Source organism: Bradyrhizobium sp. CIR48, from assembly GCF_014198315.1.
In the GTDB taxonomy this organism is placed as follows: domain Bacteria; phylum Pseudomonadota; class Alphaproteobacteria; order Rhizobiales; family Xanthobacteraceae; genus Bradyrhizobium.
In genome coordinates, this window is record NZ_JACIHG010000012.1 from 240,174 (window position 1) to 252,574 (window position 12,401).

The 12,401-nt window shown below is 65.2% G+C and carries 8 protein-coding genes; 4 read left to right on the top strand and 4 right to left on the bottom strand.

Annotated elements, in window-relative coordinates; translation table 11 throughout:
* Nucleotides 1–140 precede the first annotated feature (140 nt).
* The gene (locus tag GGD66_RS32650) at nucleotides 141–1,493 is read right to left on the bottom strand and encodes a malonyl-CoA decarboxylase (RefSeq protein WP_179736332.1); all 1,353 of its coding nucleotides are present in this window, start codon (nucleotides 1,491–1,493) and stop codon (nucleotides 141–143) included.
* Nucleotides 1,494–1,813: 320 nt separating this feature from the next.
* Complete coding sequence (locus GGD66_RS32655) at nucleotides 1,814–2,638, bottom strand: helix-turn-helix transcriptional regulator (RefSeq protein WP_183260572.1); 825 nt, start codon at nucleotides 2,636–2,638, stop codon at nucleotides 1,814–1,816.
* Nucleotides 2,639–2,688: 50 nt separating this feature from the next.
* Here GGD66_RS32655 and GGD66_RS32660 point away from each other — a divergent pair, with 50 nt between their 5' ends.
* Together GGD66_RS32660 and GGD66_RS32665 are read left to right on the top strand one after the other, a co-directional pair.
* On the top strand, nucleotides 2,689–3,861 hold the full coding sequence (locus GGD66_RS32660; protein ID WP_183260574.1) for an MFS transporter: 1,173 nt from the start codon (nucleotides 2,689–2,691) through the stop codon (nucleotides 3,859–3,861).
* Between the two features lie 221 nt (nucleotides 3,862–4,082).
* Nucleotides 4,083–6,350 (top strand): cation:proton antiporter, encoded by a 2,268-nt coding sequence (locus tag GGD66_RS32665; RefSeq protein ID WP_183260576.1) that lies wholly within the window; start codon nucleotides 4,083–4,085, stop codon nucleotides 6,348–6,350.
* Between the two features lie 81 nt (nucleotides 6,351–6,431).
* Here GGD66_RS32665 and GGD66_RS32670 read toward each other — a convergent pair whose 3' ends face one another.
* Together GGD66_RS32670 and GGD66_RS32675 are read right to left on the bottom strand one after the other, a co-directional pair.
* A complete protein-coding gene (locus GGD66_RS32670; protein WP_183260578.1) occupies nucleotides 6,432–9,590 on the bottom strand; it encodes an efflux RND transporter permease subunit in 3,159 nt (1,052 codons plus the stop codon).
* An 11-nt stretch (nucleotides 9,591–9,601) separates the two neighbouring features.
* Nucleotides 9,602–10,795: an efflux RND transporter periplasmic adaptor subunit gene (locus GGD66_RS32675; RefSeq protein ID WP_183260581.1), complete on the bottom strand. Its 1,194-nt coding sequence runs from the start codon at nucleotides 10,793–10,795 to the stop codon at nucleotides 9,602–9,604.
* Between the two features lie 252 nt (nucleotides 10,796–11,047).
* Here GGD66_RS32675 and GGD66_RS32680 point away from each other — a divergent pair, with 252 nt between their 5' ends.
* A complete protein-coding gene (locus GGD66_RS32680) occupies nucleotides 11,048–11,839 on the top strand; it encodes an ABC transporter substrate-binding protein (RefSeq protein WP_183260584.1) in 792 nt (263 codons plus the stop codon).
* 13 nt (nucleotides 11,840–11,852) lie between these two features.
* A complete protein-coding gene (locus GGD66_RS32685; RefSeq protein ID WP_183260586.1) occupies nucleotides 11,853–12,371 on the top strand; it encodes a GNAT family N-acetyltransferase in 519 nt (172 codons plus the stop codon).
* Nucleotides 12,372–12,401: the final 30 nt, after the last annotated feature.

Sequence of the window (12,401 nt, forward strand, 5' to 3'; positions counted from 1 at the left end):
CGGGGCATCCAGTACACCGCGGCGGATGTGGCGAGAGTGAGCCCTTCAACGCCGGCCTCTGGAATACTGGATCGCCCGGTCAAGCCGGGCGACGACACCGAGGTTGTGGTCGCGGACAGCGCAAGCCGCCGCCATCGCCGCTACGACAACCGCATATCCAGCAGCCGTCGCCCTTCGCCCTTCAGCAGCTTCTTCACCGCACTGGACGCCACCACCTCGCCGTCATTGGCGTAGGCTTCGTGGTTCTTCTCGATGTCGTCGAGGCGATAGAGGTAGTTGACCATCACGCCGGCGGATTCCCGCACGCCCTTCGGCGAGAGATCGCCCAGCCAATTGATGCGCTCCAGCCTGGCGCCGTTGCCGAGATGGAAGCGGGCGACGGAATCGATCAGCTTGCCCTTCGGCGTGCGCGCCTTGAGGAAGTAGTGTGCCGCGAGCGGCTCGATCACGGCGCGGAGCTGTGCCGTCGTCTCGGGGCTCTCGAACCATTTGGGATCGTCGAGGCGCTTCAGCACCTCGCGGTCCTCGTCGGACAGCGGCAAGTCCTTGTCCTGCTTCAGCCATGGCATGAAGCCCGGCACCGGTGACAGCGTCACGAAAGTGTCGAGCTTGGGCGTTTCACGGCGCAGCTCCTCGACCACCTGCTTGATCAGGAAGCTGCCGAAGGAGATGCCGCCGAGACCGCGCTGGGTGTTGGAGATCGAATAGAACACGGCGGTGCGCGCGCGCTCGATCGGCAGATGCTGGCGGTCGACTGCAAGCAGCGGAGCAATCGCGCCCGGGATGGTCTCGGTCAGCGCCACCTCGACGAAGATCAAGGGCTCGTCGACCATCGCGGGATGGAAGAAGGCGTAGCAGCGGCGGTCGACCGGATCGATGCGGCGGCGCAGATCGTCCCAGTCGGAGATCTCGTGCACGGCCTCGTAGCGGATGATCTTTTCGAGGATGTTGGCCGGGGACGACCAGTCAATCCGGCGCAGCACGAGAAACCCCCTGTTGAACCACGAAGAGAGAAGATGCGAGACGTCGCGATCGAGCGCGGCGAGGTCGGTGTGGCCGTTCATCATGCCGAGCAGATCGGCGCGCATGTTGACGAGATCGCCGGTGCCGCCGGGCGCACGGTTGAGGCGGCGGATCAGCTCCTGCCGCCGCGGCTCCGAGGCGAAATGCAGCGAGCTCGCGTCCTCGTCGCTCGGCGCGGCGCGCCATTTCTCGATCGCCTTGGCCAGGCGCTCCCGGTCCGGGCCGAAATCGCGCACCAGTCCGTCGAAGAAGGCGCGGCGTCCCGCCGCATCCAGCTCACGGTAGATGTCGAGCACCTCACGCGCGATGGCGATGCCCGATGCCTCGCCCCGGCCCGACAGCAGCGCATCGCAGAGATCGATCAGCCCGTCGGCATCCCGTCTGGTGTCGGCGGACTCGCCGCGACGAAGCAGGGTGCGGCCGCGCTCGGAGATCGTGGCGAGCAGGTCGGAGAAGAAGGCGTTGGCCATCGGGGCTTTCGTATCAGGTTTGTGCGTTGCCGAAGCTTACACGGGATTTGGGCGGAAACCGATCACAATCAAGCGGAGGAATGCGGCAACTTTAGTTGGGCCGTGCGTTTGGGGAATGACGGCATAGCGTGGGCGTTGAGGGAGCGGGTGTGCTCACCCCAAACGAGCTGCCGTAGGATGGGCAAAGGCGCCCTTGCGCCGTGCCCACGATCCTTTGACTGCAGCGAAGAAACCGTGGGCACGCTTCCGCCTTCGCTCTTCGAGCTACGGCGGCGCTTTGCCCACCCTACGAGTTCTGTGCTCGCAATGCCGAGGCTGCCTCAAGCTTTGCCGGCAAACTCCGTCGGCGTCCGCCCCGTCACCTGACGGAACGCCGCGGAAAAGGCGGGCACGCTGGCATAGCCGAGCTGGGTTGCGAGCTGCTTCACCGACACATTCGCATCCGTCGACAGGCGCTGGATCGCCGCAGCAATCCGCGCGCGCTGGCACCAGCTCTTGAAGCTCAGCTGCGTTTCCGTTGAGAACAGCCGCGACAGCGTCCGCGCGGAAGTTCCGACCTCGCGCGCGAGCGTGTCGATGTCGTGCAGGCCCGTCGGATCGTCGAGCACGATCAGGGCGGCGCGGCGGCAGCGCGACTCGCGCGGCAGCGGCACGAAGGTCGCGGAATCCTCAGCCTGGTGCAATTCCAGCATGACGAGGCGAACCAGCAGTTCGGTGCGCTCCTCCGTGTTGCGCGCGTCGAACAGCGCCAGGATCGCCTGATTGAGCAGCGGTGACACCCGCACCACGAATTCCCGGGTCAGGCCGTCATAGCGCTGCTCGCGCTTGAGCCAGGACAGGTCGAAATACAGCGTGCGCATCTCGATGTCGGCGAGCAGATCGATGGCATGCTCGAGCCCGGCCGGGACCCAGACCGCGCGGTCCGGCGGCACCAGCCAGCGTCCCCCCGGCGTCGTCACCTGCATGGTGCCCTTGGCCGCATAGATCAGCTGCGCCTCGCGGTGCAAATGCGGATCGATCCGCAAACCCTTGGGGTAGTCGCGCGCGACCAGGTGCACGCCCGCGGGCGAGCGGTGGTTGCTCCGGACCTCCCGCAGGATTGGCGTTTCCAAGATTGGCGTTTCCAAGACAGTCATTGGCAGCATCCCGTCATGGGGAGGACATATAACTCATTTCGGAGCAGGAGAGGATTCGTATGAACAGCCCCAGCCGGGTCATCGGTTTCGTCAACGCAGGCCATTTCATCGACCATTATTCGATGCTTATCTTCGCCGCCGCCGTCATCATCATGGGACCGGCGCTCGGCATGGCCTATTCGGAACTTCTGCCCTACGCGACACCTGGCTTTGTGGCTTTCGGCGCCGGCTCGCTGCTCACCGGCTGGCTCGGCGACCGCTGGAGCCGCCGCCACATGATGCTGATCTTCTTCGTCGGCATCGGCCTCTCCATGATCGCGGTCGGCCTCGTGCAGACCCCGGCGCAGCTCGGCGCGGCGCTGCTGGCGATCGGCATCTTTGCCTCGATCTACCATCCCGTCGGCACCGCCATGATCGTGTCCTATGCCGACCGGCTCGGCCGCGAGATGGGGATCAACGGCGTCTGGGGCAATCTCGGCGTGGCCTCATCGGCGCTGGTGACAGGCGTGATCGGCCAATATCTCGGCTGGCGTTTCGCCTTCATCGTTCCCGGCGTGGTCACGATCCTGATCGGCGTCGCCTTTGCGATGATGGTCGTGCACGAGGACCGCAAGGGCACCAAGCAGGCCGCGGCGCAGGCGCGGGTGGCCAAGCAGGACATGTGGCGCGTGGTGCTGTCGCTGCTGATCGTGGTGATCGCGATCTCCACGACTTTCAACGCGGTCACCGTGGCGCTGCCAAAGCTGTTCGCGGAGCGTCTCGCGGATTTGACGAAGAGCCCGGCGCTGCTCGGCGTCATTGCGGCCTGCGTCTACGTGTTCGGCGCGATGACGCAGTACACGATCGGCCGGCTGCTCGACCGCTACTCGCTGAAGACGGTGGCATTGCCGCTGTCCTTCATGCTGGCGCCGTTCCTCTATCTGGCCGCCAGCCTGAACAATCTGCCGCTGATCCTGGTCTCGATCGGCATCGTCATGGGCGCATTCGGGCAGGTCACGGTGAACGATGCCATGGTCGGCAAGTACACCAGCGAGGAATGGCGCTCGCGCGCCTACGCCGTGCGCTACTTCATCGGCTTCACCGCGGCCGGCGCCTCGGTCGGCCTGGTCGCTTGGCTCTACGAGCAGGGCGGCTTCGTCACCATGCTGCACGCCTTCGCCGCGCTCTGCCTGCTGGCAATCGCAGCCGCCATCATCCTGCCGCGCGAGATCCGGACGCCACAGCCGGTGTGAGGCGCCTCGTGTCCCGGACAAGCCGCAACGCGTGAGCGTTGCAGCGTAGAGCCGGGACCCAGAGTTGCGAGTCCCCTTCGCCAAGGCTTCGGCGGACAAGTCGCTGCGCTCGCAATGACGGTGAATATCCCGCCCCGTGAACCGGGAACCCGCTCCACGTCCCGCGGGTTCTATCCTCGTGGCCCCAACCTCGGGGCAGGCAAAGGGGGAAAGACACCTGCATGCCATGGCGCCTGCTCCGTCCGGTCGGCCTCGTCCCCGCGGCGCTTGTCCTCACCACCATTGCGGCCGGTGCCGAGGGCGGCAAATCGGCCGGCCCGTCCGAATTCCTGCTGGTGGCGCAGATCGTGCTGTTGATCGCTGTGGGGCGCGGTCTTGGCGAGATCATGCAGCGGATCGGCCAGCCCTCGGTGATCGGCGAGTTGCTCGCGGGCATCATCCTCGGACCGTCGCTGTTCGGCTGGATCTGGCCCGAGGCGCAGCACGCGATCTTCCCCAAGACTCCCGAGCAGAAGGCGATGATCGACGGCATTGCCCAGTTCGGCATCCTGCTCCTGCTGCTGCTCACTGGCATGGAGACCGACCTCAAGCTGGTCCGGAAAGTCGGCAGGGCCGCGATCGCGATCTCGATCGCCGGCATCCTCGTGCCCTTTGCCTGCGGCTTCGCGCTCGGAGAGTTTCTGCCCGATGCGCTACTGCCCGATCCGCAAGCCCGCCTCGTGGCCTCACTGTTCATGGGCACGGCGCTGTCGATCTCCTCGGTCAAGATCGTCGCGGTGGTGGTGCGCGAGATGAATTTCATGCGCCGCAATGTCGGGCAGATCATCGTGGCGACCGCCGTCATCGACGACACCATCGGCTGGATCATCATCGCCGTGATCTTCAGCCTGGCCTCGCACGGTACGCTGGATATCGCCTCGGTGGCGAAAGCCGTGCTGGGCACGCTCGCCTTCCTGGCCGTCAGCTTCACCATCGGCCGCCGCCTGGTGTTCCAGCTGATCCGCTGGGCCAACGACAATCTCGTCAGCGCGGCGGCGGTGATCACGGTGATCCTGCTGTTGATGAGCGTGATGGCGCTGATCACGCATCTGATCGGCGTGCACACCGTGTTAGGTGCCTTCGTCGCCGGCATCCTGGTCGGGGAATCCCCGATCCTGACGCGGCAGATCGACGAGCGCCTGCGCGGACTGATCTCCGCCTTCTTCATGCCGGTGTTCTTCGGCCTTGCCGGCCTCAGCGCTGATCTGTCGGTGCTGCGTGATCCCAATCTCTTGATGCTCACCGGCCTGCTGGTCGTGATCGCCAGCGTCGGCAAGTTCGGCGGCGCCTTCGTCGGCGGCACATTGGGGGGCCTGAACCATCGGGAATCGCTGGCGCTGGCGAGCGGCATGAATGCCCGCGGCTCGACCGAGGTGATCATCGCGACCATTGGCCTGTCCATCGGCGTGCTGAGCCAGAACCTGTTCACGATGATCGTGACCATGGCGATCGTGACGACGATGGCGATGCCGCCGATGCTGCGCGCGGCGCTGGCAAGGCTGCCGATGAACAAGGACGAGAAGGAGCGGCTGGAGCGGGAGGAATTCGAGAAGCGCGGTTTCCTCGCCAATCTCGAGCGCCCTCTGCTGGCGGTGGACGAAAGCGCCAACGCCATCTTTGCCGCGCACATCGCCGGCCTGATCGCCGGCATGCGCGGCCTGCCGATCACCGTCCTGCATATCGGCAAAAGCGCGAAGGAGCGGGAGAAGGGCCGCGACCAGGAGGAGAGCCACGAAGCGGTGGTGAAGAAAGCCGCCGAAGTCGTGTCCGCCCATGGCGACGGCGAGGCCGGCAACGTCGATGTCGTCACCCGCGCGCGGCAGGCGGAGCTCGGCGAGACCATCGCCGATGAAGCGCGCAAGGGTTTTGATCTTCTGGTGGTTGGCATCGACAAGGTCATCGCGACCAAGGACCGCTTCGACCGGAGGATCGACGAAATCGCCGCGAAGTTCGAAGGGCCGCTCGCGATCGTCGCGGCCAAGGGCAAGCACCTGAAGCAGCCGGCGCCCGAGGCGCTCAACATCCTCGTTCCGGTCTCCGGCAGCGGCATCTCCAAGCGCGGCGCCGAGGTCGCGGTCGCGTTGGCGCAAGGAGGATCAGGCTCGCTGCGGGTGATCTATGTCGCGACCACGCGCGACAAGGGCGCGCAGCGCGGCGCCTCCCGTGGCCTCGGCCAGGAGGCGGGCATTCTCAAGGACGCCAGCGATCTCGCCGCCCGCTATGACGTTGACATCACCACCACGCTGCGGGTGAACCGGGCACCCGAAGCCGCGATCCTGCGCGAGATCGACACCACCGACGTCGATCTCGTCGTCATGGGCGTCGACCGCATCCAGGCCGACCACCTGTCCTTCGGCGGCGTCGCGGACGCCGTGCTCCGGCAGTCGAAGGTGTCGGTGCTGCTGGTGTCGAGCGGCGAGGCAAGGCAGGCTCCGGCGGAGAAGACTTGAGGTCGACTGCTGGTGCGCTCCCTCTCCCGCAAGCGGGAGAGGTTACACCGAACTCGCGGCGCCGCTGATCCAAACCAACCCTTACGACTTCACCTCCGCCACAGTCTCCACCTTCACCGCCTTCTTGCTCGCCCGCCAGTTCTCGAAACGCTGCACCACCACGAAGAAGGCCGGCACGAACAGCACGGCGAGGCAGGTCGAGGCCAGCATGCCGGAGAAGACGGTGATGCCGATCGACTTGCGCGCGCTGGCGCCGGCGCCAGTGGCGAGCACCAGCGGCACCACACCGAGGATGAAGGCGAAGGAGGTCATCAGGATCGGGCGGAAGCGCGCACGCGCCGCCTCGATCGCGGCCTCCACCACCGGCTTGCCGTCACGGCCGTGCAGCTCCAGCCCGACCTCGACGATCAGGATCGCGTTCTTGGCCGACAGCGCGATCAGCAGGATCAGGCCGATCTGGCAGTAAAGGTTGTTGTCGATCTTCAAGCCGGAGAGGATCAGCATCGGCCCGAGCAGCGACAGCGGCACCGCGAGGATCACCGAGATCGGCGCGTACCAGCTCTCATACTGGCCGGCGAGCACGAGATAGACCAGCAGCATGGCAAGGCCGAACACCCAGTAGATCTGGTTGCTGACCGCCTTCTCCTGATAGGACATCGCCGTCCACTCGTAGCCGGTGCCCGGCGGCAGCGTCTTGTCGGCGATCTCCTCCATCAGCTTCAGCGACTGGCCGGAGGAGTATCCCTGCGCCGGCAGGCCGATCACGGTCGAGGACGGATAGAGATTGTAGAGGCTGATCAGCGACGGTCCCGTGGCCGGCGTGATCTTGGCGACGGTGCCGATCGGGATCATGTCGCCGTTCGAGTTGCGCACCTGCATGTTGGCGATGTCGCGCTCGGTGACGCGGAACGCCGGATCGGCCTGGGTGTAGACCTGGAACACGCGGCCGAACTTGTTGAACTGGTTGACATAGGACGAGCCGAGATAGGTCGACAGCGCCGAGAACACCTGATCCGTCGTGACGTGCAGCGTCTGGGTCTTGACCCGGTCGATCTCGACGTTGAACTGCGGCACCGAGGAGCGGAACGAGGACTGCACGCGCTGCAGCGCGCTCTGGCTCTGGCCGTTGCTGACCATCGCGCCGGTGATCGCCTGCAGCTTGGCGAAATCGCTGTTGCCGTCGCGCAGCTCGACCTGCATCGAGAAGCCGGCGGCGTTGCCGATGCCCTGGATCGGCGGCGGCGGCAGCACCAGCGTGCGCGCCTCCATGATGGTGGCGAGCTTGTCGTTGAGCCCGTACACCAGCGAGCGCAGATCCTCGCCGGGGCCTTTGCGCGCATCCCAATCCTTCAGGATGATGTAGGCAACGCCGGCATTGGCAAGGCTGGCGCTGTTGTCGAGCGCGGAGATGCCGGCGATGGTGATGACCTGCGCCACGCCAGGCGTCTCCTTGATCAGCCCGCTCGCTCTGTCGAGCACGGCTTGCGTCCGCTCCAGCGCGGCGCCGTCGGGCAGCTGCACGGCGGCGATCAGATAGCCCTGGTCCTCGATCGGCAGGAAGCCGGTCGGCACCCGCGACAGGCCGTAGCCGCTGGCGCCGATCACCAGCAGCGCGAACGCGACCGAGATGGTGGCGTGCTTGACGAGGAAGGTGATCAGTCGTGTGTAGCCGCGCTCGACGCGGTCATAGACCGCGTTGAAACCTCTGTAGAAGAAATTGCGCTGCTCGGGCGGCACCGTCGGCCGCAGCCACAGCGCGCATTGCGTCGGCTTCAGCGTCGCCGCGTTGATGGCGGAGAGCAGCGCGGTCGCCGCGATCACCAGCGCGAATTGCGAATAGATGCGCCCTGTGAGCCCGGCGAGGAACGAGGCCGGCAAAAACACCGAGATCAGCACCAGCGTGATGCCGACGATCGGCGCGAACAGCTGGTCCATCGCCTTGATCGCGGCGTCGTGGCCGTTCATGCCCTGCTCGATGTTGTGGGCTGCGCCTTCCACCACGACGATGGCGTCGTCGACCACGATGCCGATCGCGAGCACGATCGCGAACAGCGTCGACATGTTGATGGTGAAGCCGAGCGCCGCCATCGCGGCGAAGGCGCCGATGATGGTGACAGGCACGGTCGTCGCCGGCACCAGCATCGCGCGCCAGTCCTGCAGGAACACGAGGATCACGACCAGCACCAAGAGGCCGGCCTCGATCAGTGTCATGTAGACCTCGTGCACCGAGGCCTCGACGAATTTGGTGGTGTCGAACGGCGTGTCGTATTTGATGCCTTCCGGGAACCGCTTGGCGAGGTCCGCCATCTTCTTCTCGACGGCCTGCTCGACCTGGAGCGCGTTGGCGCCGGGCGACTGGAATACGCCGATGCCGACGGCCGGCTGCTTGTTGAGCGAAAAGATCTGGCTGTAGGTCTGCGCCCCCAGCTCGACCCAGCCGACGTCGCGCACCCGCGTGACGTCGCCGCTGCTGCCCGACTTGACGATGATGTCCTCGAACTGGCTGGTGTCGTCGAGCCGTCCGTTGACGTTGAGCGTGTACTGGAATGCCTGTCCCGGCGGTGTCGGCGGCGCGCCGACCTGGCCGGCGGAGACCTGCTGGCTCTGCTGCTGGATTGCGTTGATGACGTCCTGCGGCACGAGGCCACGGACCTGCAGCTTGTTCGGATCGAGCCAGACGCGCATCGAATACTGGCCGGCGCCGAACACGGTGACGTTGCCGACGCCGGGCAGGCGGGAGAGCTCGTCGCGGATGTTGATGGTGGCGTAATTGCTTAGGTAAAGGCTGTCGTATCTCGAATCCGGCGAGGTCAGCGTCACGAACAGCAGGATCGAGGTCGACCGCTTCTGCACGGTGACGCCCTGGTTCTGCACGGCCTGCGGCAACTGCGACAATGCGCTGGAGACGCGGTTCTGTACCAGCACCTGCGCGAAGTTGAGGTCGGTGCCGATCTTGAAGGTCACGGTCAGCGTATAGGTACCGTCGGAACCGCTGTAGGACTGCATGTAGAGCATGTCCTCGACGCCGTTGACCTGCTGCTCGATCGGCAGCGCCACGGTGTCGATCACGGTCTTGGCGCTGGCGCCGGGATAGCGCGTGGTGACCTGCACGGTCGGCGGCACCACGTCGGGGTATTGCGCGATAGCGAGATTGAACAGCGCGACGCCACCGATCAGGATCATCAACAGCGCGATGACGTTCGACAGGACCGGCCGCTCGATGAAGAACTTTGAGATCATGGCTGGCGCTCCTACTTGGCAGACGCCTGCGGCTGCTCGATCTTCGTTGTTTGCGGATCGATCTTCTGGCCCGGGATCACCCGCAGCAGCCCCGCGATGACGACGCGGTCCTCCGGCTTCAAGCCGCTTTCGATGACGCGCAGGCCGTTGTCGACGGGGCCGATCTGCACCTTGCGCTGCTCGACGACGTTGTCGCCGTTGACCACCAGCAGATAGCGGCCGCCCTGGTCGCTGCCGAGCGCGGTGTCGGGGACGAGCAGGGCGCTCTTCTCCTGGTCGAAGGGCACGCGCACCCGGACGAAATAACCGGGCAGCAGCACCCGCTTGTCGTTGGGCACGACGCCGCGCACCGCGAGCGTGCCGGTTGATGTATTGAGGGTCGGCGAGACGTAGTCGAGCTTGCCCTCATGCGGATAGCCGGTCTCGGTCTGCAGTCCCACCTGAATCGGGAATTGCTTCATGTCGGCGGGGGTCAATCCGCGGCGGGCAGCTTCGGCGCGGATGCGCAGCACGTCCTGCTCGTTGACCGTGAAGTTCACCCAGATCGGATCCATCGCGACGATGGAGGCGAGCTGGGTCGGCGAGGAGACGCCGACGAGCTCGCCGACCGAGACCAGGTGGGCGCTGACGATGCCGTCAAACGGCGCCGTCACCCTGGTGTAGCCGTAATTGACCTCGGCTAGCCTCGTATTGACCTGGGCCTGTTGGAGGTTGGCCTGCGCGTTGTCGCGGGTCGATGTCGAGGTGTCCAAGGTGGATTGCGAGACCGCCTGGCGCTGCACGAGCTCGACCTGCCGCTTGAAATCGGCTTCGGCCTGCTTGACCGTGGCCTGGGCGCCGACCTCGGCCGCCTTCGCCTGCTCGACCTTGAGCTTGTAGGTCTCGGGCTCGATCGTGAAGAGCTGGGTGCCCTGCTTGACGAAGGCGCCGTCCTGATAGTCGATTGATTGCAGGAAGCCCTGCACCCGCGCCACGAGATCGACGCTCTTGATCGGCGCGGTGTTGCCGGTGGCTTCGATGTAGCGCGTGACCGGACGCTGCACCGGCGTTGCCACGTCCACCTTGGGCGGCGGCGGTGCCACGAACGTGTTCTTGTCCTCGCAACCGGCCAGCGCGACCACGGCCGCAGCGGCGGCCAGTGTCCGCCCGGCCTGTCTCCACGCTTCATTGCGCCGTGCAGGAGATGCGGGATTCGATGAGGTCATTCGCTAGCCCCCGAGTATCGTCTGTCGGTGCGGCAGGCTACCAACAAATGACCGGCCGTGGAACACCATAGCCATGGCAGTCGCCGGCCTTGCGCTGCACAGGGCGGTGTGGCCTTTGACAGATTTGTCATGACAAACCGCTTTTCACCGAGCGCACGATCGACCAGAATTGTGTCAAAGACCGTGTGACGCTACGCGAGTCAGCCGGGAAGAAGCCAAGAAGAAAAGAAGAAAAGGTGAGGAGAACATGACATGCCCACGTCCCTCCGCTCGGGCCTTGCCGGCCTCGTTCTCGCAGCGATGGTCGCCATGCCGGCGCTAGCAGACGCTCTGAAGGACGAGATCGCACCGACCGGCAAGCTGCGGGTCGCGATCGCCATCAGCCCCGCAGGCGGCGCATTCTGGTCGACCAAGACCGAAGCCGGCTATGCCGGCGTGCCCGTCGATCTCGGCAAGGCGATGGCCGCCCAGCTCGGCGTCCCCGTCGAATATGTCGTCCACCAGAACTCCGGACAGATCACCGACGCGGCTGGCAAAGGCACGTGGGATGTCACCTGGCTCCCTAGGGATCCCGAGCGCGAGACCAAGATGATGTTCGGCCCGATCTACGAGGTCGCGGACGCCACCTATATCGTCAAGCCCGGCTCGAACCTCAGCAATTTTGCGACGCTCGACCAACTTGGCATCAAGGTCGCGGCCGTCAACGCCACCACCACCATGCGCGGCGCGATCGCGCATCTGAAGCATGCGACCGTCACGGGCTATCAGACCTATGACGAGATCTTCGGCCTGCTCAGGAGCGGCGAGATCGACGCCTTCGCACTGTCGCGCGACCAGCTCAACAAGATGGCGCAGAAGATTCCGGGGACGAAGGTGCTGGACGAGACCTTTAAGAAGACGGTGACCGCCGTCGCCGTGCCGCTCGGCCATCAGCAGGCGTTGGCCTTCGTCACCAAGTTCATGACCGAGGCCACGACCAACGGCACGCTGCGCAAGGCCTATGACGACAACGGCCTGAAGGATTCGCAGATCCGGACGGAGTGACGGCTGCGGCTCCATGACAAGAGAGATTCAGATTCGCGCCTTCTCACCGCCCGATGCAGTTCCTGTGCGGGAGCTGTTCATCCGGGTAAATCGTCTGTTGGCGCCAGCGCGCTTGGAGGAGGCGTTTGAAAGATACATTAGCCGCTCGCTCGCAGAGGAGATAGATCGGCTCTCCGATTATTATTCGAGCCGGAACGGCGGTTTTTGGGTCGCTGTCGATGGCGACGAAATCGTTGGTATGTTTGGACTAGAGGCCCTTGGCGAGCATGCGATGGAGTTACGGCGCATGTACGTCGCTCCCGCGGCGCGGCGCCGCGGCATTGCGCGAAAGATGCTGGCGTTTGCCGAGCAGGAGTGCCGCCATCGCGATCGTCTGCAGTTGCAGCTGAGTACGTCCGAGCTTCAGGAGGATGCGCTGGCGCTGTATCGTAACGCGGGATATGAGAACGTGCGCGAAGAGATCGCCAATGCCTCCAGCAACAAGACGCTGGGCGGCGGCATTCGCCGCTACCATTTCACCAAGCGACTTTGAGGCGGATTTCTTCGCCTTCCCGAAGACGCT